Origin of the sequence: Shouchella rhizosphaerae, assembly GCF_036700015.1 — a bacterium.
In the GTDB taxonomy this organism is placed as follows: Bacteria; Bacillota; Bacilli; order Bacillales; family Bacillaceae_D; genus Shouchella; species Shouchella rhizosphaerae.
This window is the reverse complement of record NZ_CP144921.1, coordinates 2,877,469-2,899,792: the sequence shown is the minus strand read 5'-3', so window position 1 is coordinate 2,899,792 and position 22,324 is coordinate 2,877,469. Positions and strand designations below refer to the sequence as shown.

The 22,324-nt window shown below is 43.9% G+C and carries 21 protein-coding genes and 1 riboswitch; of the genes, 6 read left to right on the top strand and 15 right to left on the bottom strand.

Annotation, left to right across the window (positions count from 1 at the left end; all coding sequences use genetic code 11):
- Positions 1-185: 185 nt before the first annotated feature.
- Positions 186-458: a hypothetical protein gene (locus tag V5G21_RS14390; RefSeq protein WP_011245828.1), complete on the top strand. Its 273-nt coding sequence runs from the start codon at positions 186-188 to the stop codon at positions 456-458.
- 58 nt (positions 459-516) lie between these two features.
- Here the strand turns inward: V5G21_RS14390 and V5G21_RS14385 are convergent, their stop codons facing one another.
- The 7 genes from V5G21_RS14385 to V5G21_RS14355 all read right to left on the bottom strand — a co-directional run bounded on the left by V5G21_RS14385 (position 517) and on the right by V5G21_RS14355 (position 8,732).
- Positions 517-1,725 (bottom strand): cytochrome P450 family protein, encoded by a 1,209-nt coding sequence (locus tag V5G21_RS14385; protein ID WP_095237135.1) that lies wholly within the window; start codon positions 1,723-1,725, stop codon positions 517-519.
- A gap of 85 nt (positions 1,726-1,810) precedes the next feature.
- The gene (locus V5G21_RS14380; RefSeq protein ID WP_095316685.1) at positions 1,811-3,343 is read right to left on the bottom strand and encodes an AbgT family transporter; all 1,533 of its coding nucleotides are present in this window, start codon (positions 3,341-3,343) and stop codon (positions 1,811-1,813) included.
- Positions 3,344-3,519: 176 nt separating this feature from the next.
- Entirely contained in the window at positions 3,520-5,397 is a 1,878-nt protein-coding gene (gene htpG / locus V5G21_RS14375; protein WP_011245825.1) for a molecular chaperone HtpG, read from the bottom strand.
- Between the two features lie 103 nt (positions 5,398-5,500).
- Positions 5,501-6,058: a cysteine hydrolase family protein gene (locus V5G21_RS14370; protein WP_011245824.1), complete on the bottom strand. Its 558-nt coding sequence runs from the start codon at positions 6,056-6,058 to the stop codon at positions 5,501-5,503.
- Between the two features lie 36 nt (positions 6,059-6,094).
- Positions 6,095-6,556: a hypothetical protein gene (locus V5G21_RS14365; RefSeq protein WP_011245823.1), complete on the bottom strand. Its 462-nt coding sequence runs from the start codon at positions 6,554-6,556 to the stop codon at positions 6,095-6,097.
- Between the two features lie 6 nt (positions 6,557-6,562).
- Entirely contained in the window at positions 6,563-6,769 is a 207-nt protein-coding gene (locus V5G21_RS14360; protein WP_011245822.1) for a helix-turn-helix transcriptional regulator, read from the bottom strand.
- 274 nt (positions 6,770-7,043) lie between these two features.
- On the bottom strand, positions 7,044-8,732 hold the full coding sequence (locus V5G21_RS14355; RefSeq protein WP_338464858.1) for a 5'-nucleotidase C-terminal domain-containing protein: 1,689 nt from the start codon (positions 8,730-8,732) through the stop codon (positions 7,044-7,046).
- Positions 8,733-9,168: 436 nt separating this feature from the next.
- Between V5G21_RS14355 and pruA the strand changes: the two genes are divergently transcribed.
- The gene (pruA, locus tag V5G21_RS14350) at positions 9,169-10,719 is read left to right on the top strand and encodes an L-glutamate gamma-semialdehyde dehydrogenase (protein ID WP_035204751.1); all 1,551 of its coding nucleotides are present in this window, start codon (positions 9,169-9,171) and stop codon (positions 10,717-10,719) included.
- Between the two features lie 110 nt (positions 10,720-10,829).
- Here pruA and V5G21_RS14345 read toward each other — a convergent pair whose 3' ends face one another.
- Positions 10,830-12,365, bottom strand: coding sequence for a sigma-54 interaction domain-containing protein (locus V5G21_RS14345; protein WP_095326926.1), 1,536 nt, complete (start codon positions 12,363-12,365; stop codon positions 10,830-10,832).
- 171 nt (positions 12,366-12,536) lie between these two features.
- Between V5G21_RS14345 and V5G21_RS14340 the strand changes: the two genes are divergently transcribed.
- The gene (locus tag V5G21_RS14340) at positions 12,537-13,454 is read left to right on the top strand and encodes a proline dehydrogenase family protein (protein WP_095294804.1); all 918 of its coding nucleotides are present in this window, start codon (positions 12,537-12,539) and stop codon (positions 13,452-13,454) included.
- Positions 13,455-13,543: 89 nt separating this feature from the next.
- Here the strand turns inward: V5G21_RS14340 and V5G21_RS14335 are convergent, their stop codons facing one another.
- Positions 13,544-14,380, bottom strand: coding sequence for a metallophosphoesterase (locus tag V5G21_RS14335; RefSeq protein WP_095294830.1), 837 nt, complete (start codon positions 14,378-14,380; stop codon positions 13,544-13,546).
- A gap of 150 nt (positions 14,381-14,530) precedes the next feature.
- Here V5G21_RS14335 and V5G21_RS14330 point away from each other — a divergent pair, with 150 nt between their 5' ends.
- Positions 14,531-15,034: a YhcN/YlaJ family sporulation lipoprotein gene (locus tag V5G21_RS14330; protein WP_035204745.1), complete on the top strand. Its 504-nt coding sequence runs from the start codon at positions 14,531-14,533 to the stop codon at positions 15,032-15,034.
- A gap of 82 nt (positions 15,035-15,116) precedes the next feature.
- Entirely contained in the window at positions 15,117-16,706 is a 1,590-nt protein-coding gene (locus V5G21_RS14325) for an alkaline phosphatase family protein (RefSeq protein WP_095294805.1), read from the top strand.
- Between the two features lie 63 nt (positions 16,707-16,769).
- On the opposite strand, the gene V5G21_RS14320 is transcribed toward V5G21_RS14325, so the two are convergent.
- A complete protein-coding gene (locus V5G21_RS14320; RefSeq protein ID WP_142300144.1) occupies positions 16,770-17,012 on the bottom strand; it encodes a hypothetical protein in 243 nt (80 codons plus the stop codon).
- Between the two features lie 228 nt (positions 17,013-17,240).
- Complete coding sequence (locus V5G21_RS14315) at positions 17,241-18,542, bottom strand: NCS2 family permease (RefSeq protein ID WP_011245814.1); 1,302 nt, start codon at positions 18,540-18,542, stop codon at positions 17,241-17,243.
- A 75-nt stretch (positions 18,543-18,617) separates the two neighbouring features.
- A riboswitch (purine riboswitch) is annotated at positions 18,618-18,719 on the bottom strand.
- A 149-nt stretch (positions 18,720-18,868) separates the two neighbouring features.
- Here V5G21_RS14315 and V5G21_RS14310 point away from each other — a divergent pair.
- Positions 18,869-19,252, top strand: a complete 384-nt coding sequence (locus tag V5G21_RS14310) for a hypothetical protein (RefSeq protein ID WP_338464855.1) — start codon at positions 18,869-18,871, stop codon at positions 19,250-19,252.
- Between the two features lie 58 nt (positions 19,253-19,310).
- On the opposite strand, the gene V5G21_RS14305 is transcribed toward V5G21_RS14310, so the two are convergent.
- The 4 genes from V5G21_RS14305 to dhaM form a co-directional block, all read right to left on the bottom strand.
- On the bottom strand, positions 19,311-20,231 hold the full coding sequence (locus V5G21_RS14305) for a phosphotransferase family protein (RefSeq protein ID WP_304450470.1): 921 nt from the start codon (positions 20,229-20,231) through the stop codon (positions 19,311-19,313).
- 42 nt (positions 20,232-20,273) lie between these two features.
- Positions 20,274-21,521 carry an MFS transporter gene (locus tag V5G21_RS14300; protein ID WP_095294815.1) on the bottom strand — a complete coding sequence of 416 codons (1,248 nt, stop codon included), beginning with the start codon at positions 21,519-21,521 and terminating at the stop codon, positions 20,274-20,276.
- Between the two features lie 108 nt (positions 21,522-21,629).
- On the bottom strand, positions 21,630-21,821 hold the full coding sequence (locus tag V5G21_RS14295; protein ID WP_304450468.1) for a YfhD family protein: 192 nt from the start codon (positions 21,819-21,821) through the stop codon (positions 21,630-21,632).
- A gap of 110 nt (positions 21,822-21,931) precedes the next feature.
- A complete protein-coding gene (dhaM, locus tag V5G21_RS14290) occupies positions 21,932-22,321 on the bottom strand; it encodes a dihydroxyacetone kinase phosphoryl donor subunit DhaM (RefSeq protein ID WP_304450467.1) in 390 nt (129 codons plus the stop codon).
- Positions 22,322-22,324: the final 3 nt, after the last annotated feature.

The window sequence follows — 22,324 nt, the reverse complement described above, 5'->3', positions numbered from 1 at the left end:
TATCATATGGTCATCAGATGACTATATGTAAGCACTTACAAATATAGCTTACTTTCATGAATCAGGCAAGCCAATCTAGTACATTTTTTAAGAAAAGGAGGTTTTGGCTTATCGCTAAATAGCTTCTTTTTTGCTGTTCTTGTCCTTCCTTTTCCATTATACTAAACCGAGAGGAGGTGAAGAAAATGACAAACGACCAATTTAAGCAAGTCATGACTGCATTTCGGGAAGTTAACAGCCAATTGCGGGAAATCAAAGGGGATGTTGCCACGTTAAAAGACGATGTCGCTATCTTAAAAAGTGATGTTTCTATCTTAAAAAAGGATATGGCTGAACAAAAAGTCATAACTGCCCAATTACAAAAACATGCAGAACATGCCTCTACTACGTTTGACTTTATTAAAGAAAAACTCATTAACCACGAACGTGATATTTATGCGTTAAAACGCCGTCCATAACTCTTGCCAACCCCAAAATAAGCATGCTGAAGCAGGACACTGCTTGGCAGTGCCCTGCTTAACCTGTTTCCACAGGCAAATTTTCTAATCCTCTAATGATTAAGCTTTGCCGCCACGCTAACTCGGCTGGTTCCACGCCTAGACGTATGTCAGGACATTCTTCTAAAAGGACACGGATCGCCGATTCTGCTTCCAATCGTGCAAGCGGAGCGCCTAAACAATAATGGATTCCTTTTCCAAATGATAAATGGGGGCTTTTTTCTCTAGTGATATCCAGCTTATCAGGATGTTCAACAAGCGCTTCATCATGATTGGCAGAAGCAAGCGACACAATGACGAAGTCTCCCTTTTTTATATCTTTCCCCATAAACGAAAATGATTCACGAGCCCATCGGTCTGTGCTAAATTCAACGGGACTGTTATAGCGAAGCAACTCTTCAACTGCTTGAGGGATTAGTTGATCGTCGTTTTTCAACAACGCCAACTGGTCTGGATGCATAAGCAGTGCCAACATCCCATTTGCAATCAAATTAACGGTTGTCTCATGGCCAGCAACAATGAGGAGCATGACAACACCATAAAGTTCATTTGTCGTTAATCGGTCACCATCTTCCTCGGCGCGGATTAAATCAGATAAGAGGTCCTCTCGCGGGTCTTGGCGCCGGGCATGAATCAACGCTTGCAAGTAAGCAAGAAAGTCGTCCATGCCCTCCTGCACTGTAGAAGACTCGCCGTATCCATCGTTATCAAGATCAACGATTAACTTTGACCAATATTGGAATTTATCGCGGTCAGAATCAGGGATGCCGAGCAGCTCGCAAATGACGATAATCGGGATTGGAAAAGCATATTCTTCGACAAGGTCAAAGCGCTTTTTTTGCTTAATCCGGCGCGCTTGTTCCATCGCGATAGCATCGATTCTGCCTTTTAGCCTGGAAATCCGCTTTGGGGTAAACCCTTTTTGAATAAGGCCCCTAAGCCGCTTATGGTCTGGAGGATCGACAAACAGCATGCTCTTGCTTATCGGCAGCATTTGTTCGTCCGAAACTTCATCTGGAAAAACAGTACGTGCATCTTTAATAAACCGCTCATCCTTTAACACCGCTTCCGCCACGTCGTAATGGAAAGCCATCCAAGCCGGGATTCCATAAGGCAGCATGACTTTCGCAAATCCGGTTTGTTCCCGAATATCTTTGTAATACGTATAGGGCTGCTGGTGAAATTGATCGGAAAAAAGATCAATTGGCTCGCTTGAGGTTGGCTTCAATTTTATCTTCCTTTCAAATGCGTCGTCCCTTCTACTATTCGTTCCACCGCAACCAAACTCCTTTATACGGCAACCGCTTTCACAATTAAGGCATATAAATAGGCGCATTTGGCCCTAATGGAAGGCCAGTAAAAATCCAGACGATTAACAGCAATGACCATGAAATTAAGAACCAAATCGAAAAGGGCAGCATAACTGAAATCAGTGTACCAATCCCCATATTTTTATCATATTTCTGGGCAAAAGCAATGACAATGGCGAAATAGGTCATCAGTGGCGTAATGATATTGGTGGCCGAGTCTGCGACGCGATAAGTCGCTTGCGCCAACTCAGGCGAGTAGCCAATTTGCATCATAATCGGTACAAACACAGGTGCCATCATCGCCCATTTTGCCGATGCGCTGCCGACAAACAAATTAATGAAGGCGGTGATTAAAATAAAGCCAATGACCACTGGAATGCCGTCTAAATTCAAGGAAGTCAGCATTTCACCACCTAAAATCCCTAAAAATAAACCTAAGTTCGATTCAGAAAAGTAAGCGACGAATTGGCCAGCTGTAAAAGCGAGGACAATAAACATGCCCATTGATGCCATCGTGTCTGTCATTTGCTTCGCCACATCTTTATCGCTTTTAATGTTTTTCGTTACAATCCCGTAAACAAGCCCTGGTATGAGGAAGAGCAACAAAATAATCACAACGAGAGAGTCCATAAACGGTGAAACGACGATCGGTTGGTCGCCCGTGCCCCGCATCGGTCCCCATTCTGGCACAACAAGCAAACTGATTAAGGCAGCAGAAACAGCAAAAGCGATGCCAGCATAAAACATGCCTTTTTTCTCGATTGGTTTTAAGCGTTCTAACTCGCCTGTATAGTCACCTTTATAAGTGCCTAACCGAGGCTCCACAATCTTTTCGGAAACAATCGTACCAACAATCGTAATCAAAATCGTTGATACGATAATAAACCAGTAATTCATCGCGTTATTCATTTGTTCAGCGTAAACTGGGTCTACTGTCGCGGCTGCTTGCATCGTTAATTCGCCAAGCATTGGGTCGGTCGCCGATAAAAGCAAGTTGGCGCTAAACCCACCGGAGACGCCGGCAAACGCAGTGGCAAGCCCTGCTAGTGGATGTCTGCCAAGTGCTGCGTAAATGACAGCGCCTAAAGGAGGGAGCACCACGTAACCCGCATCCGAGGCAACGCTTGACATCACTGCCGCAAAAACGAGGCCTGCCGTGATGAGGCGGTTTGGAATCGAGAGCACAAAGCCTCTTAATCCGGCACTAATCAAACCGCTGCGTTCACAGATTCCGATACCGAGCATCGTTGCGAGTACGACGCCTAATGGGGCGAAGCCAATAAAGTTGTCAACCATACTCGTGAAAATATAGGAAATGCCTTCACCGCTCAGCAAGTTTTTTACGGCAATCGTTTCTCCAGGATTAGCTGGATCCTCGACTGAAATGCCAAAACTTGCTACAACGCTAGATATGACCACGACAAGAACAGCAAGAATCGCAAATAGCGTCACTGGATGTGGCAACTTATTGCCTGCTTTTTCAATCCCATCAAGAAAACGTTGGAAGATCCCCTTTTTCCTTTCCACTGTGGACATACAATCACCCTTTCTATGAAAATGGTCTTCCCACGCCTCCAGGGTAAACAGGTCGTTTCTCAGAGGCAAGGCTACTAAAAAAAGTCCCAATTGCAAATCTTTTTATCGTGAATTTCGTCTCTATTGAAAAAGCCTGCCGACATTGATCATCGGCAGGCTTTACCAAAAGACGGATGTTAAACCATGACTTTGCACATGTTTTGTGAGAATTCGACTGGGTCTTCAAGAGGCAGCCCTTCAATAAGGAGCGCTTGGTTGTATAGCAAGTTGGTATATAGCTTTAATTTGTCTTCGTCTTCCTCATATGCTTGTTTCAAGGAATGAAAGACGTCATGGTTTGGGTTGATTTCCAATACTTTTTCCGCTTTTACATTTTGGTTGTCTGGCATTGCTTGTAAAACTTTTTCCATTTCTAACGTAATCTCACCATCTGCAGCTAAAAAGACAGGATGGCTTTTTAAACGTTTGGACGTGCGTACATCTTTTACTTTTCCATCTAAAATGCTTTTCATTTTCTCAAATAGTTTTTTGTTCTCTTCGCTGTTCGTCTCTTCCTCTTGCTTTTCGTCAGTTTCAATATCCAAATCGGCGCTGGAGACAGACATAAATTCTTTTTCATCATAAGAACGGAGCATTTTAATCGCGAACTCATCTACATCTTCAGTGAAATAGAGAATTTCATAGCCTTGGTCAGCTACCATTTCCGTCTGCGGCAGTTTGGCGATTCGTTCGTTCGACTCGCCCGTCGCATAATAAATGTACGTTTGCCCTTCTTTCATCCGCGATACATAATCGCTTAACGACACTAGTTTTTTCTCTGTTGAGGAATAGAAGAGCAGCAAGTCTTGCAAGTCGTCTTTATTGGCACCAAAGTCATTGTACACGCCAAATTTTAATTGGCGCCCGAACGCTTTATAAAACTTCTCGTATTTGTCCGGCTCTTTCTTCAGCATTGTTTTCAGCTGGCTCTTGATTTTTGACTTAATATTTTTAGCGATCAGCTTTAGTTGCCTGTCATGCTGGAGCATTTCCCTAGAAATATTGAGTGAAAGGTCTTCTGAATCAACCATCCCTTTCACAAAACTGAAGTAGTCAGGTAAAAGCTCTGCGCATTTTTCCATAATCAACACGCCGTTGGCATAAAGCTCTAAGCCTTTTTCATACTCTTTGGAGTAATAATCAAACGGCGTATGCTCTGGGATAAATAAAATCGCGTTGTAACGGATAGCGCCATCTACTGATACATGAATATGTTCAAGGGGCTTATCAAAACCGTAACGCTTGTCTTGATAAAACTGTTCATAATCGCTGTCTTTTAGCTCACTTTTGTTTTTGCGCCAAATCGGCACCATGCTGTTAATCGTTTGCTCTTCCTGGTACTCTGCATATTCGTCTTCATTGTCTTCTTTTGGTTTGCTTACTGTTACATTCATTTTGATTGGATAGCGGATAAAATCAGAGTACTTTTTAATAATTGCTTTTATACGGTACTCCTCTAAGTATTCATCATAGGATTCATCATCCGTATTTTCTTTTATGTGGAGTGTGATGACCGTGCCGACATCTTCTTTTTCAGCCGGTTCAATTGTATACCCATCTGTGCCATCCGATTCCCATTTATAAGCTTGGTCGCTATCAATGGACCGTGTAATGACAGTCACTTTATCAGCGACCATAAAGGCAGCGTAAAAACCAACGCCAAATTGGCCAATAATGTCGTGGCCGTCTTCAATTTCCGTTTCTTTTTTAAAAGCGAGTGAACCACTTTTGGCAATCGTACCTAAATTGGCTTCGAGCTCTTCTTTCGTCATGCCAATCCCTGTGTCTTTCATTACAAGCTTGCGGTTATCTTTATCCGCCTCTACATAAATCGCATAGCGGTCTTTTTCAAATGAAAGCGAGTCATCCGTTAACGAGCGATAATACATTTTGTCAATTGCATCACTTGCATTTGAGATCAGTTCGCGCAGAAAAATCTCCTTCTGCGAGTAAATGGAATTGACCATCATTTCTAACAAACGCTTTGATTCAGCTTGAAATTGCTTCTTTTCCATTAAAAGAGCGCTCCCTTCCATCCAATCACGAATCTTTTAGCACTCGTTTGTTTAGAGTGCTAACAATTCTATTTTACTAAAATTCACTTCTGCGTCAATTCTTTTATCGGTTTAGGCGTTTTTGCAGTTCTTTTGAGGAAGACACATCCGCCTTCAAAACCGTGGTGAAATGGTTTAATGAAGCGTCGTACTCTTCTTCTGTAAAACAGGCAAAACCGTCTTTAGGGATAAGCAGCTGATAATCGCGCATGTAGGCATCGTTGGCCGTAAACTCGACGCACATGTTGCCAACTACTCCTGTCAAAATGAGTGTCTGAATATTAAGCTCCCTTAAAAGCATGTCTAAAGGAGAAGCGAAAAACCCCGAGAATTGGGGTTTTAACACCGAATAGTCCTCTGTATCAGGAGCAAGCAGCTTCGCAATTGGTGCTCCTGGCAAACGATTGTTGACAATATGATTATAGACCTGTGTAAATTCCGATTGCCAATCGCCATAATTGTCGTTAACATAAATGATTGGCCATTCTTTGGCGCGTAGTATTGCCTTTAAGTTAGCAATCGCTTTCGCGCAGTTCTTTGCATCTGGCAATAGCTTATCAGCATCGTCAAAATCAAACGGATTAATCATATCAATAATAAGAAGCGCGCAACGTTCCTTCATGTTAGACCTGTCCCTTCTTTTGAATTAAAGCCAGCATTAAGACAAATACCCTTTTCGCCATGAAACCATATAAACAGATGCCTGCAAAAGCGGCCCTGCCATAACAAGAATGATCGGCAAGTACGGCAGTTTCGTTTGCACCAACGGATAAACAACAAGTAAGGCCGCTAGGACGGGATAGATAATATACATGCTTAAATAAGCAGTACGGCAAGCATTAGCAGTGATTTCTTTCTCACGCTCATCACGCTCCGAAAACTCTGGAGGCATCAACAGCCCTTTTTGGAACATGATACCTTTTTTCTTTAAATAAACGCTCACAATCCCGTAAATGATCGCGCCAATAATTAAAATAGTCATTGGAAGTATATTAATTGACATTTCCCATGAACCTGTTGCTGTTTCAATCTCCCCAAAGCCACGGAAATATTCAACGAGCTGCCATGTAAACAACCCGATTGTAACCACTAAACTTACGATCGTAAACCACCATTTCAAATTCGATCACTCCTCTTCAGTTAAAAAAAACACATCTTCTACAGGTAATTCAAATTGCTTCGCTATTTGAAAAGCGAGCAATAATGAAGGTGAATACCGCCCTTTTTCCAAGGCAACAATCGTTTGCCTTGTCACCCCCACTGCCTCGGCTAGTTCTCCCTGTGTCATTCGTTTTTCAGCACGCAATACTTTTACCCTGTTTTCAATCTCCATAGTCCACCTTCTCGATTCAATTCTGCTTTTATTGTATAGTACATTTTACTTTTTGTCTAGTTGACTTTACAATTAAACATTAAAAAAGTACGGACGTGGATACGTCCGTAAAGGTTATCGACAAGTCGATAACCTCAGACTGATAGAAAACGCTTGTCAGACGAGGAGTGCAGGCGAGGGAAGATGCAAATAGAACTGGGGTTCATGAGCATATGACCGAGACAAACGACGACGTATGCGAGCGTTTTTCTACAGTCTGAAAATACGGACGTGGTTACGTCCGTGTGTGCGGTACAAGAATGGTTTCTCCTGAGAAGATGACATCTTCATCTCTAATTACAGGGTTCATTTCAAGTAATTTTGGCCATTGAACATTTAAACGAAGGCCGATTTCAAACAACGTATCTCCTGGCTGAATGACGTATTCAGCATGTAAAGGTGCTTGTGTTTCTGCTGGTATGGCTGCCATTTGAATTCTGCCTTCTCTTTTAGGAGCGATTTCGCCTGCGTCTTGCAAGTACTCAATCAGCAATTCATCGACTGCGCTAAATTCATTGACAATCGGTGCATTAGCCAAATCCGTGTATTCATCTCCGCCAGCAGCAAGAAAATCATTTGTAGCAAGCAAGTATGTTTCGTTTTCTTGCAGCGGCTTGCCTTTTACGAGAACAGAATGGACTCTCTGTCCAGGTTTATTGTTGGGATCGAACTGAAACGAAAACCCGCTGATTTGCGGAAAACCGCCGCTCGGTTCTGGATAGCCACTCACTCCGTTTTCCAAAACTTTACGCAGTTGGGCACCTGTCACTTCTATGGTTACGGCGTAATTGCCAAAAGGGGAAACCTCGACTAAGTCCCCTTTCGTTATCATTCCTGCTTGAACGGAAGCACGGATGCCGCCTCCATTAGTCAAGGCAATGTCCGCCTCCGTTGCGTTACGAAGCACATCCGCAATGAAGTTGCCTAAATTCGTTTCTTCCACTCGAACATGCTCCCGCTCGCCATTTAAGTCGACGGCAGTGTGCCCGACAGGTTCAGCCAAAATGGCTTGTTGCCCCTCTTCTAACTCTGCCAGCAATGCCTCTATTTTTTCGTCAGGTTCGATCGCCTCTACTTCACTTTGCTGGATCAGCTTTGCGCTTTTTTCAACAAGGATGCCATCTGCAAACACCAAATCGACTACGCCAAGGTTTTGCAAATATTCCCCGGCGCTTGCAATGAGCGTATCATTTTCTCCTGCAAGTCCTGTTGGCAACTCCGAGTGGCTGTGCCCGTCAATAATCACGTCAATCCCTTGGACTTCAGCCGCTACTTTCTGACTTGTGTGTTCACTCGTTTCATCAATGCCTAAATGGGCAAGCGCCACAATGACATCAGCGCCTTCTTGCTGTAGAAGATCGACCATTCTTTGTGCAGCAGCTGATGGGTCTTCAAACGTAACCGCTGCGACATGATTTGGATGTGTTTTGAAAGCAGTTTCCGGTGTAGCTAACCCAAAAATGCCGACCGTTACATCATCGAATTCTTCCAGCATGAATGGTTCAAACAATGGCTCTTCTTCATCGTTAAGGAGGTTAGCAGCAATGACTGGAAAATCAATTGTTTCCTCAAGCTCATACAATCGATCAAGCCCATAATTAAAATCATGGTTTCCAGGTACAAAAGCATCGTAACCGACTGCATTTAATACATCTGCAATCGTTCTCCCTTCCTCAAGAGAAGCAAACGTCGTCCCGTGGAACGTATCGCCTGCATCCACTAACAGCGAGTGCTCTCCGCGGTTTTCAGCGATCAGCGTTTTCATTTTTGCATAACCGATGCCATCTAATTCCCCTTCAAATGCACGGCCATGGGCGTCATTCGTGTGGAGAATACGGATCGTTGTTTCCTCTGCATATGCTTCTTCTGAAAAAAGAATGATAAGTACACTAACCACGCCAATAAAGACATTTTTCTTAGCCATTTTCGCCTCCTTTTTCTTCTATATTAGCTTACGAAGGTTAAACTTGTTTTAACTTAAGTAATTTCCCACTAAAGTTTCCATAAAAAATCAGGAAGCATAAGCCTCCTGATTACGCTTTTGGCGCTTTAGCCGACTTGCCTTCAAGCACAAACCGGTTAATCATTTTTTTGACTCCATAGACAGCCACAATTGTTAGTACTTGTGCGGCCAGTTTACGCATAAGATCCCCTCCTCCACTTTTTATTTGTATACCCGGATGATAGAAAAAACATGTCGTGTATTTCTGCCAGCGAACCGATGCGTTCATGATTCAAGTGGTCACCCGCCCACATTTATGAGCCCACTAGGCCACCGTTATCGATTTTGTAACCATGTTAATTTGGCACGCATCTTGCATGATTCATCATGAATTTAATTTTTAAGGAGGAATTAGCCAATGTTTACCCCTTATAAGCATGAACCATTTACTGATTTTACAATTGAGGCAAACAAACAAGAACTGCTTACAGCGATTAAGCAAGTGGAGGCGAACCTAGGCGGCCATTACCCATTGGTCATTAATGGCGAACGCGTTGAGACGGATGACACGATTTCATCTTATAACCCGGCGAACAAACAAGAATTGATTGGTACGACAGGCAAAGCGACAAAAGCGCATGCCGAGCAAGCGATTGAGGCCGCCAGCACTGCGTTTGAATCATGGAGAACGGTAGCGCCTGCAGAACGCGCCAATATTCTTGTCCGCGCAGCAGCAATTGTGCGCCGCCGCAAACATGAATTTACGGCGCTGCTCATAAAAGAAGCCGGAAAACCTTGGAAAGAAGCCGATGCAGACACTGCTGAAGGCATTGATTTTATGGAATATTATGCCCGGCAAATGGTTGAATTAGCCGAAGGAAAGTCTGTTCACAGCCGGGAAGGCGAACTAAACCGCTATATTTATACACCAACTGGCGTTACCGTTGTTATTTCACCTTGGAACTTTGCGTTTGCGATTATGGCAGGCACAACGGTAGCTCCTCTTGTCACTGGCAATACCGTGTTGCTTAAACCTGCAAGCACAACACCGGTGGTTGCTGCTAAATTTGTCGAAGTGTTAGAAGAAGCTGGCGTTCCGAAAGGGGTTATTAACTTCGTCCCTGGAAGCGGCAGTGAAGTAGGCGATTACCTTGTTGAACATCCTAAAACCGCGCTTATCACATTTACAGGTTCACGGGATGTCGGCGTCCGCTTGTATGAAAAAGCGGCAATCGTCCAAGCCGGACAAAACCATTTGAAACGTGTGATCGTGGAGATGGGCGGGAAAGACACGGTCGTCGTTGACAATGAAGCCGATATTGACACGGCGGTTGAAGCAATCGTTATTTCCGCATTTGGCTTCTCTGGACAAAAGTGTTCAGCGGGCTCACGCGCAGTCATCCATGAGGACCTTTATGACGAGGTTGTCGCAAAAGTAGTGGAAAAAACAGAAGCGCTTACCGTTGGCAACCCGGCAGATGCGACGAACTATTATATGGGGCCTGTCATTGACCAAGCGGCATTTGACAAAATTACAGGTTATATTGAAATTGGCAAATCCGAAGGGAAACTAGTTGCTGGCGGCAAAAGCGACGATGCAGAAGGTTACTTCATTCACCCAACCGTTTTTGCCGATGTTGATCCAAAAGCGCGGATCATGCAGGAAGAAATTTTCGGCCCTGTCTTAGCCATTAGCAAGGCGTCAACATTTGCTGAAGCGCTCGAAATTGCCAACAATACAGAATACGGGCTAACTGGGGCTGTAATAACAAATAACCGCGCAAAAATCGAGCAGGCTAAACAGGATTTCCACGTCGGAAACCTTTACTTTAACCGTAACTGCACAGGGGCGATTGTAGGCTACCATCCATTCGGTGGCTTTAAAATGTCAGGTACCGACTCAAAAGCAGGCGGACCAGATTACCTTACTCTCCATATGCAAGCTAAAACCATTTCAGAAATGTTTTAACTGCTCCTTTGAGAGAGGTTATCGACTTTGTCAACAACCTTAGACACAATCTTGAACAGATTGTGTCTATTTTTTGTTTATACACTTTTGTCTATTTAGACAGTTTCCGCTTACAATTTGTAGTGTTTTAATTTATTGTATAACGTTGCCCGTGAAATGCCTAACAGTTTTGCAGCAGCTGATTTGTTGCCATATGTTTTTTCTAGCGCATTGATGATTTCCATTCGCTCGTCTTTTTTTGGCTTGTCTTTTGAAGCCAACGGCATGTGTTTCAATTTCTGTTGGTACGATTCAGGCAAATGGTACCAATGAACGGACCCTTCGTGGTCGCCGTTCAAAATCACAATTCGTTCGATTAAATTTCGCAATTGGCGAATGTTTCCTTCCCATTTCTGCGTCCTAAGCGCGTATAGTACTTCTGGATCCAATTTAGGCACCGGTTTTTCATAGCGCTGGGCAAATTCCTGTAAAAAAGATTGGACGAGCTCAGGTAAATCTTCTATGCGCTCTCTTAAAGGCGGAATGGAAATGGAAATGACATGGAGACGATAGTAAAAATCTTCACGAAAACGGCCTTCCGCAACCATCTTTTCTAAATCACGGTTCGTTGCCGCCACAATACGGACATCAAGCGGAATCGCTTCATGCCCGCCTACTCGGTAGTACGCTCGTTCTTCCAGCACACGCAACAGCTTTACTTGCAATTCAGCAGGCATTTCTCCAACTTCGTCAAGAAATAGCGTGCCTCCTTTGGCTGCATCGAGTTTTCCCTTTTTGCCACCTTTAGCGGCACCAGTAAAGGCGCCTTGCACATAGCCAAATAATTCGCTTTCAAATAACGCTGCAGGAATGGCGCCGCAATTAATGGCAATAAACGGTTTTTCTGCTCTGTCACTTGCCTGGTGGATGCCCTCCGCGAACAGTTCCTTGCCAACGCCGCTTTCGCCTGTAATTAAAACATTCGCCGTTGTTTTTGCCACTTTAGCGGCAAGATGGATGGCCCGCCTAATCGGTTCACTGCGCCCGATGATTTTCTGAAAAGGTTCATCTTCGCTAGTCGTATTCAAATGATGCAAAGACGCGGTTTTAGACGATAATTCTTCATTTAAGCGAACCACATCTGTAATGTCCCGTTCGATCGAGAGGCCGCCGACGCACGCTTCTCCTTCAAATACTGGAACCGTATTCACTATGACATGCAAGCCAGGCTTCGGCTGGTTGTATTGATGGACGACTGGTTGTTTATCTTTCATAACGGACCAAAGCACGAGCGCTTCCTCATCAAAGTAATCGCGCAAAGGCTTGCCGGCAATGGCACAGCTTGTTAGCGCATACAATTGTTCTGATTTGGCGTTAATTTGGATAATCCGCTGTTCTTCATCAACCATGGTGACTGCGTCATCCATCGCTTCCATCATTGTTTGTAAAAAAGCATTTGTGCGCTTTAGCTCTTCTAGCAAAACATTGGCCAACACTTGTTTTTTGACAATCCCAACCACGTTGTTCATGTGATCTACCGTATAAATGTCTTTTGGTTCTAACAACGGCGGCAACTGTGCAATCAATGTGTCTTCAGGCAGCCGCCACTCGCTGTTTTTTGGTTGATCGGCAATTGGCACCGCCACATCTTTAAGAGATCTACGCAACAGAGTCACACTCCTTTACGGATTTATCCGTTATACACAATTGTCTTATTGTCTTTTATTTTAGACGAACCTGGCCAATAAACAATCTTTTTTTCTTCGCGTATTTTTCATTATTGGCACATTTCTTGCATTGTTATTAGCAACTTCACATTTCAATAGGAGGAATCATCGATGGTTCTAGATCAACCGCTTCGTTCATTCTTTATGCAGCTTGCTAAAAGCAAACCATTAAATAAAGCAGCTAAAAAATGGGGATTAAAATTTGGCGCGCGGCAATTCGTCGCTGGACAAACACTGGAAGAAGCGATGGCCACAGTTATTGATTTAAATAACAAAGGCCTAGTTTGTACATTAGACCATTTAGGCGAATTCGTCACCGAAGAACAAGAAGCGCTCGACTCGACAGAAGCATGCTTAGACGTCCTACGCGCCATTAATGAAACAGGGGCTGACTGCAACCTTTCCGTCAAACTGACGCAGCTTGGCCTTGATATTGATGAATCGTTCTGCCTCAAAAACATGAAACGGATTGTCCAGACGGCACGTAGCTTCGGAATTTTCGTCCGAATCGATATGGAGGATTATGCGCACTGCGAACAAACTTTGCGTATTTTAGAGAAACTCAGGAATGAATACGACGGCGTTGGCACTGTCATCCAAGCTTACTTGCACCGAGCAGAAGAAGACGTCCGCTCGTTAAAAGGCGTTCCTCTCCGCCTCGTTAAAGGGGCTTACAAAGAATCAGCAGAAGTGGCATTACAAGAAAAGGCCCTTATCGATGAAAACTATTTCAACATTATTCGTCTTCACCTTGATAACGGTTCGTATACGGCGATTGCCAGCCACGACCACCATATTATTGAAAAAGTTAAAACGTATGCGGCGGAAAACCGCATTCCTAAAAGTCAGTTTGAATTTCAAATGCTTTATGGTTTTCGCGAAACGCTACAAAAGGAACTGCTCGAACAAGGCTACAAAGTCCGGTTATACGTGCCTTTTGGAACCGATTGGTTCGGTTACTTCATGCGCCGCCTTGCCGAACGTCCGCAAAATATTGCCTTTGCTTTGCGGGGGTTCTTTTCAAAATGACTTAAGCCTCCAAGAAAGAGGACACCCTTTCTTGGAGGCCCTTCTCTTAGTGGCAAGCACCTAACCAGCTAACGTGCTATTATTTTTTGTTAACACCCTAACGCGAAATGGTGCAGCGTAATTTCAGGGCGGCTTCCAAGGCGGATATTTAACCCTGTTTGTCCTAAACCTTCACTAATATAAAACGGTTGTCCTTTATGGTGATGCAACCCTTTTACCATTTTCAAACGTACTAATTTTCCCATTTTCACAAGGTGATAAGGCTTTGGCCAATGGATTTGCCCGCCATGAAAATGACCAGCAAGCAAATAATCAAACGAGACATGATCCATATCAAGGACAATATTCGGATCATGGGTCAATACGAGGTTATATCCATTGGCTACGCCATTAAACGCTTTGTCTATATCCTCTCGGTTAGATCCAGCATCATCAATGCCGATAATATTTAACCGTTTCCCGTCGATCATGATCGCCTCATTTTCGTTTTGCATCGTCTTACAACCATGCTTTTCTAATACTTCCTTCAGGTCTTGAAAATCAGGGTTCTTCAACCAATAATCGTGATTGCCAAATACAGCATACATCCCATAGAGCGGCTTTAATCGGCTGAACATCTTCAAGTATGGAATCATTTTCGGAATGCTTTTCTTGCGGTCTGCGAAGTCACCCGTTAAAGCAATTAAGTCTATCCGCTTATGGCGCAATTTTTCATAAAGCTGGTCAGGAGTGACGGAAATCCGTTCAAGATGCATATCAGAAATATGCAGGACGCATAAGGAATGGTTAGCCTCCCGATCCGACTCAGATGCAGAAACCGTGTTGACTACCAAATGTTGCGTGTTTTTGTAGCCTCTATAAAAAAGCAAAATAACCAATATCGCTAATAGTGTAAAAATAATCACGGAACGTCCTCCTCTATACATCAAGTATAGAAAATTTAACGACGCGTTGTTACCTGCAATTATTGGCATGGCCCCCATAATCGCCCAACAAAACAACCTTCTCATTTTCCTGTGAATAATAGGCAAACAATCATCACATCCTACCAGTACCAAGATTAGGAGGGATAATTGATGAATCGTATCAAACAGTTTTCTGCTATTTGTCTCATAGGCCTCGTCTTAACGGGTTGTGGCATGGCTCAAAACAACAATGATCGTGACCAGCAAGTGGACGACAATGACAACAGAGAAACAGAAACACGCCAACAAGGGTATGATGATAACGCCGGGCCGGTAGAAGATCGCCTAGAGGTCGCTGATGAAACAGCTGAACGCGTGGCCGAACTCGATGAAGTGGAAAGGGCTAACGTTCTTATTGCTGGGGATAATGCCTATGTTGCTGTGATGATGACCGATCGCGGCGAAGATGAAGTCACAGAGGAGTTAAAAGAGAAAATCGCTGAACAAGTTAGGAAAACAGATGAAAATATGAACAATGTCTATGTCTCTTCAAACCCTGACTTTGTTGAACGAGCAAGGGATTATACAGACCGCATAAATAATGGAGAGCCTGTGAAAGGGTTTGTTGACGAGTTTAATGAAACCATTCGACGAATCTTTCCAAATGCAAAGTAATACGTTTAACAACACAACCGGCGTTTCCTGTTGAGATGCCGGTTGTCTTTCTTCCCTTAACGCTTTAAAGGAGTGCGCTCGTATGAAGAAAAAGCTCTTATTTGTGTTTTTAATCGTGTTCTTGCTAGCTGCAGTTTCGATCATTGGATTACACACTCCCGCCAAAAACATCAATCAGCACCATGCTAGCAACAAGCAAGGCAAACCTGTCATCCTCTTATTGGTTGATTCGCTCATGGACGAGCCATTGCAAAAAGCAGTGGCGGACGGAAATGCTCCAGCTTTTGAGTTTCTCATCAACAATGGCCGTTACTACACTGATTTGGTTAGTTCGTATCCAACAATGTCTGTGACCATTGACAGCACTTTGCTTACAGGGACGTATGCAAACGGTCATCGCATTCCCGGTTTGGCCTGGTTTAAAACAGATGAAAATCGCCTTGTTAATTATGGCAGCGGCTTAAATGAAATCATCGCCCTTGGCGTCAAGCAAGTCACAACTGATAGCATGCTTCATTTAAACCAAAAGCATTTAAACAAACAGACGGCAACGATTTATGAAGAACTAGCTTCCCGCAACCTCAAAGCAGCATCTCTTAATGGTTTAATTTATCGAGGCCCAAAGCCGCACACATTAACGACACCTAATGGAGCAGCGTGGCTAAATATGCTGCCGAAAACGATTCAAACACAAGGGCCATCGTTGTTGTCAATGGGGGCGTTTTCCCATTTCAGTCCGAAAAACGATCTTCAGTTATGGAAATCAGCTGGATTAACAGATGCAGCGACCGCAAATGAGTTAGTCTATCTTATCGAGCAAAACCAACTGCCTGCTTTTACGCTCGCTTACTTCCCTGAATTGGATAAACAAGTCCACAAACACGGCTCGATGGCAGTGAAAGGCATTTTACAAGTTGACAAAGAGCTGCAAACGATTTTAAACACGTATCGATCTTGGGAAGAAGCAATGGAACAAGCGATCTGGATAGTTTGTGGGGATAGTGGTCAAGCCGATATTTTGGCTGATGGGCAAACAGCAGAAATTGACATAAATCAGCTATTGTCTCAGTTTACCGTTTGGAATGCTGGTGAAGAGGCGTCTCCAGCATCTTTTCAAATCGTTCCTGCCCTTAACGCGCGCATGACTTATTTGCATTTGCTTGATGAGCAACTTTCCTACTTAGAAGTAGCAGCAAAATTAACAGCCGACTCACGAATCGGCTTTGTTGCCTGGAGCGAAAATGGCATCCATTATGTCTCTTCTCCAAAGTCAAACGAGCTGTTTACCTTTTCTCCCAACGGCGACTATACAGACCCTTACCAACAAACTTGGTCGATCGATGGGGATGAGACAATTTTAGGTCTTACAACAAATGACCAAAATGACATACAGTTCGATGACTACCCCGATGCCCTGGCAAGGCTCCACGGCGCCCTCCATTCACACGATGGCCGCTTTTTAATTGCAGATGCTCTTCCAGGCTATGAATTTATCGCAAAGCATACACCAAAACATTCAGGCGGAGCAGGCCATGGTTCTTTGCATAAGCTTGACTCAACCATCCCATTAATCATTGCCGGCACCAGCATTGAACCCGACTATAGGCGGCTTGTAGACTTCAAACAGTGGGTCGAGGCATTAACAGATTCGCAAAGCAAAAGGATTGAGTGATCACTGCTTAGATGGACGTTGGAACAAGGACAAAATCACCAATCGCTGGCCAACGGTTCGCGATCATTTGATCGTTCTTAAATCGGCAGCAAAAAAAGCGGCAAAAAGGGATAACAACAAAATTGTGCCAAATGTTAAGACGTCACGAGTGCCACTGCTCACTACTTCTATAAGTACGACACCACTTATTAACATGCAAAAGAAACTGGCCAAATAATTGGACTTTATTGTGTGTCTACCAAATACAGAGACAATAAAAGCAATGACACTTATCGAGGCAATGATTAGTATTCCTATAGTAGCCACTAATACATCATTCCTTTAAAAGTTGGGTACCTAAAAACATACGATACTGTCGCAGTTAACAATAACAATGGAAAAACGATCACTCAACCATTTAGACAGTTTAAGAGTTATTACGACAAATATAGTTTTCATTCGGCAAATGAGTTAACCACCTTATCAAGAGAAAACAAAAAACTCCTCCTTACCTCTATAGCAAAAAAGCTGGCGACAGAGCGCCAGCTTTCTTGCTTAATGATGGAGAAAACCTAAATAGACGATAAACACGACAAACAGTAAATACATAAGTGGGTGGAGTTCTTTTCCACGCCCTTTTACTACCATCGTAATCGGGTAAAGCACAAACCCAAGAGCAATACCAGTGGCAATGCTGTACGTAAGCGGCATGGTGACAACCGTGAAGAAGACAGGGATCGCTATCTCCATTTTGTTCCAATCGATAAAACGCAATGATGTCGCCATCATGACGCCAACGATAATTAATGCCGGAGCAGTCACATGGCCTGTAATGATGCTAAGCAACGGCGAGAAAAACAGAGCGACGACAAACAGCAATCCTGTAAAAATAGCCGTTAGCCCTGTGCGCCCTCCGACAGCAACGCCTGATGTGGATTCGACGTAAGCAGTTGTTGTCGATGTCCCGAGCAATGAGCCAATGGTCGTAGCGCTCGCATCGGCAAACAACGCTCTGCCCGCACGTGGAAGTTTGTTGTTCTTTACAAAGCCTGCTTGAGTGGCAACGGCAAATAAAGTGCCTGCTGTATCGAAAAAGACAACGAATAAGAGCGTTAACACAACACCAACCATTTGCACAGTAAACACTTCATTTTGCCAATCTACTTGGAATGCTTGTAAAAACGTCGGTGCGATGCTTGGCGGAGCACTAACGACGCCTGTTAATGTCGTAAAACCAGTAATGACACCGACGATTGCAGTAATCGCCAACCCATAGAACACCGCGCCCTTAAAGCCGAGGACGACAAAAATAATCGTAACGACAATCCCAAAAACAGCAAGCAAAGGGCCAGGAGCTGACAAATCGCCAAGCGCCACAAAGGTGGCAGGGTCGCTTACGATAATCTCCGCATTTTTAAAGCCAATAAAGGCAATAAACAACCCAATCCCTGCACCGGCTGCGTATTTTAATTCTTCTGGAATCGCATCAATAATTTTTTCACGGATTTTAAAAACGGTGATGCCAAGGAAAATGACACCTGAGAAAAATACGGCAAGAAGCGCAGCCTGCCAAGATAAGCCCATGCCAATGACAGCAGAAAAAGCAAAAAAGGCATTCAGTCCCATTCCAGGTGCAAGGGCGATTGGGTAATTGGCAACGAGCCCCATAATGATAGAACCAGTCATTGCTGCAAGTGCTGTCGCAACAAACACTGCCCCAACATTCATTCCCGCTGCCCCAAGAATATCAGGGTTGACAAACAAGATGTACGCCATCGCAAGAAACGTGGTGAACCCAGCTAGCAGTTCTTGCTTAACAGACGTCCCATTCTCTGTAAGCTTAAAAAAACGATCCATCTTTTTCTTCCTCCTAACGCAAAATAACCCCAGGGATCTTCTACCTGAGGCTGACACAAACGGCGCAACGATGTTGCGCTCCATTTATCATGCCGTAGTCAAGCCATTTACGGTGGCTCGGTAGAAACGTGCAGGCCTTATTCCTGCAATTATACGGGTATTTTCCTATTGGACATTGTTAGTGTAGCAATGGTTGGGAAACGTGTCAATATAAAAAACGAACAATGGGAAGTATAGCCCTCCCATTATTCGTCTTCAACTTTGTTGGCTTCATTCCTAAAATCTAGTATACTAACAACACGATTTAATGAGGAGGATTGACATCGATGTATGCCTGTAAAGTCACTTGCAGGACAACGCTTTACCACGATTTCGGAAATGGCACTCCTAACCTCGCCTCTACGAAAGCGCTGTTCCACGCTCATTATCAAAACCCTGTGTCTGATTGCCTCCGTGTTACGGATCTCTCAAACTATAAACATTGGAAAAACCAATTCAACGAAGTCGCGGCCACTGCACTCGTAGAAGTGCTTGTCCCCTATGAGCGTCATGTCGATTTCATCGAAGACTATGAATCACTGGCTTGCCGCCTATCACGCCGCCTTCTTCCTATTAAAGGGGCAGCGATACAAGTTATTGAAAGCGAATGGCTCACTCCCTATCGTAGCGAAAGATTTTATCGAGAAAGCCAGCCTAAAAAGAAAATCTAGTAGAGGGCACACTCATGGCATATGTAGATTTCCATCAAAATGAATAAGGAGGTGGCAGCTAAAAAAACATACCTGCCTTTTGCCGATACCAACTAGGGATGATTTCCGTAAAATCATGATGATCATTCACCACGTCAAGAGAGTAGGCCAATAGCGTGTCATACTGTTCTTCGCTAGTCCGCTTTCCCCAAACGATGGCAGACACTATATGCATCGCGCTATACAGGGCATAAAGTTGCCAAAAACGCTCTCCTGGTTTTTCACCGTTATGGTAGCCGTCAATGGCACCAATGGAAAAGGGAATGCTTACTCGAATGGAAAAAAAGCCAAGTTTTTGCAAGTCATGAAGCGGATCGCCAAAGTCGAAGCGGCCAAAATCAACCAAACCGACAAAACGGTTACGGTCAATAATCATATTCGCCGGATGAAAGTCATCGTGTTGGAAACGATTCGGACGCCCTTTCAGCAACCATTCATTTTCTCCAATATAGCCTGTTAACAACTGTTTAAGGGCAGGGTCAAGCTCTTCTATTTTTTCTAGCGCTGACAAATAGCGGTCGCTCTTTTGTTTTTTGGCTATTTCCCAAGAAGGCCAGTCCTGATCCGCTTCTATTTCATGCAGCTTAGCCAGCTCTTGCCCCGCCACAAAACCGATTTGGTATTGCTCCTTTTCAGACAGCGCTGGCAGTGCTTCTTCACCATCTTTTCCCGGCATGTAAGTCAGCACCATATACGCTTTGCCATCAGCTGGCAAGTGGCCAAATGCCAATGCCTTGGGGACGAAATCAGAATGGGCGGCACATGTTTGAACTAATTCAAATTCTTTTTTACGCCATTCTGCTTCCGTTAACGGAAATAGCCGGACTAGATAGGTTTCATCAAGTACATATTTTTCATCATTGGAAAACCCTTTGACGAGCTGGCGGATAGACTTAGCCCCAGCGACGTACGGAATTCCTTCTAAAGTGTTTTTAAACAAATGACCGCCTCCTTTTCTAAACGAAAACAACTTAGCAATGACCTACCTTGCTTGTTGCCCCGTTTGCTCGTTTGTTGTTTGATCTTCAAAAAATGGTCGATTGCCTGGTCGGAAAACGGAAATCGCAAATAAACAGGCGAGGACAGCCATCGCAAGGGCGAGCACCACAATGGTTAGCCGTAAGGAAAACCAATCAGCCATCACGCCCACCGCTAAAATAAAAAGAATTTGAAAAATGCTTTGGCCTAATTGCATCATGCTTGTAACTCGCCCCATCATTTTTACTGGAATGTGGTTTTGATAAAAAGTCGCCATTCCAGCGTTCACAAATACGTTAAACAAGCCGAGAACGATAAAGCCAGCGGCAATGGACCAAAACGACCAAGAAAACGCGTACATGAGGTAACCTGCTGTCATTAAAAGGAGCCCACTGCCAATCATATGCCGCAACGGAATATGATTGGCAAACAACGCCAAAACGGCGGCGCCAACAATCGAACCGATCCCGGTAATACTAACAAGCAAACTATATTCAACTTGCGATAAACCAACAACTTGCTGTGTAAAGACAACTTCTTGCGTATCCATGGCAAACGAAAACAACATAACTAGCAAAAAAACAACGTAAATGAATGTAATATATTGGTGGTTTCGCAAAAACGCGGCGACAGCAGTAAAATCTTTAGCAACTTGTGCAACCGTTAATTTTGGAACCGTTGCTTGGTTGATTTTCTCTGCCTTTGGCAATAGTGCAAGGAAAATAGCAGCAACGACAAAAAACAAAGCATTTGCCCAAAGTGTCCAGGAAATAGAGGTTGCTAGAATCATAGCGCCGCCAATCGCAGGACCGACAATAAACGCACTCGATGAACAAAACGAGCGAATGGCGTTAAAGCGCTTCCGCTTTTCAACAGGAACGAGCATGGTCGTATACGTCATCGAAGCTGGCGTAAAAAAAGATTGGGCCACACTTAAACAAACAAGAATCAAATAAATAATAGCGATGTTGGGGGCTAAAGGAAGCAAAGCAATAAAAGCGGCCCTAAGTCCGTATGTCACCATCATTACTGCCCGTTTGCTTCGGTAATCAATAAAACTCCCCGTCCAAAATTTCGTGCAAATGTTCACAATTGGGCTAACAATCCACAACCCGGCTACGGCGGCAGCCGAACCAGTCATGTCAAAGACAATAATATTAATCACCACTAAATAAACAAAATCACCAATGTTGGCAATACCGATCGAAGCAAGCAAAATCGCTAACTTGCGCCACTCTTTTTTCTTTTCCATCCTTCCCCCCTGCTTTGCCCTCTATAGGAAAGAATACCGAAGAAAGAACATTCACGCAACCATCTTTTTACAAACAAAAGCCAACCTATTCGGGTTGGCTAATATGCATTATGCTTCGTTATTAGGGTTGGCGCGTCTGTCAGCAGCGGCAGCCCGTTGTTGAGCCTCTATATCGTCTTGGTCCGCAAGTTCGGTGGAATATTCTTCGTCAATTCCATCACTTACGATTTCCTGTTTTGGCGTTTGCGACAATTTAGCTTTGTCTTTATGTTTATTATTACGAGACTGTCCTCTTGTCATTTCACCATCACTCCTTTGTTCCATAACATTTCCATTCAAATTGCTTTCTATGCATATTTAAAAAGAAACAGAAGAGTGACCCGCTCGTTTTTACAGAAATGACAGTTGGTTTACTCCCCTTTCTGGTAGCTGCTTTCTGCATTCCTTTTTACTTCATCGATCCCTTTTCCAAGCCCTGCATGAATCGTCGCCACATATCCTCCTTCGATTAAAGGTGCGTCGCTAATCATGATCGTTCGGTTCGGCTCAAACTCTTGTGCCATTTCCGCATTCATTTTCGCACTTCCTATATCGTAGAAAACCAAAATATCATGATCACTTGGTATTCTGTCTATAACTGTGCGAATCCGTTCGATGCTTGTGCCGATCTCTCCGTCTTCCAAACCGCCACAAGCATAAATACCAACATCACGGTTTGCTTGTTGCATCAATGCTTGGGCGCCGTCCGCCAGTGCTTCCACATGGGAAATAAGCAAAATCGCTACACGTGTGTCTGCCATACA